The organism is Photorhabdus heterorhabditis (assembly GCF_018448905.1).
Lineage (GTDB): Bacteria > Pseudomonadota > Gammaproteobacteria > Enterobacterales > Enterobacteriaceae > Photorhabdus > Photorhabdus heterorhabditis.
Window position 1 is genome coordinate 1 of sequence record NZ_RCWA01000190.1, and the last position, 402, is coordinate 402.

The window sequence follows — 402 nt, forward strand, 5'->3', positions numbered from 1 at the left end:
CCTTGAGGTCATGCCCGGCCTGCAGGGTCACCTCACCGGCGCCGGTTATCTGGCTGCCGATATCGGTCTGTTGGGTCAGGTGGCGGGTGTTACCGCCGCCCCAGTCGCCGCTTTCGGTACGTCGCGTGTTTAAGGTGTCCAGCGTCAGGTCATGGCCTGCCGTTATTTCGGTGTGACCGTCTTGACCGGCATTCCTGACGTCACTGGCGGTGAGCTGAACATTGTTGATGGCGCTCAGCGATAAGGTGCCGTTATCGTTCTGCACATAAATGCCTGCCGGACGGTCCAGCCAGCGGTTAGCTTCATCCCCGCGTACGGTCGAGGCGCTGGTGATATCGCGGCCTTTCAGCGTCACCCGGTCATCCCCCTGAATCTGGCCGCCGCGATTGGTGAGCGTTTGTT

At 61.2% G+C, this 402-nt stretch carries 1 protein-coding gene; it reads right to left on the reverse strand.

Annotated features, from left to right (window positions below):
- The coding region (locus EAE89_RS23240) for a hypothetical protein (protein WP_214086693.1) at positions 1–402 on the reverse strand (402 nt) is incomplete at both ends.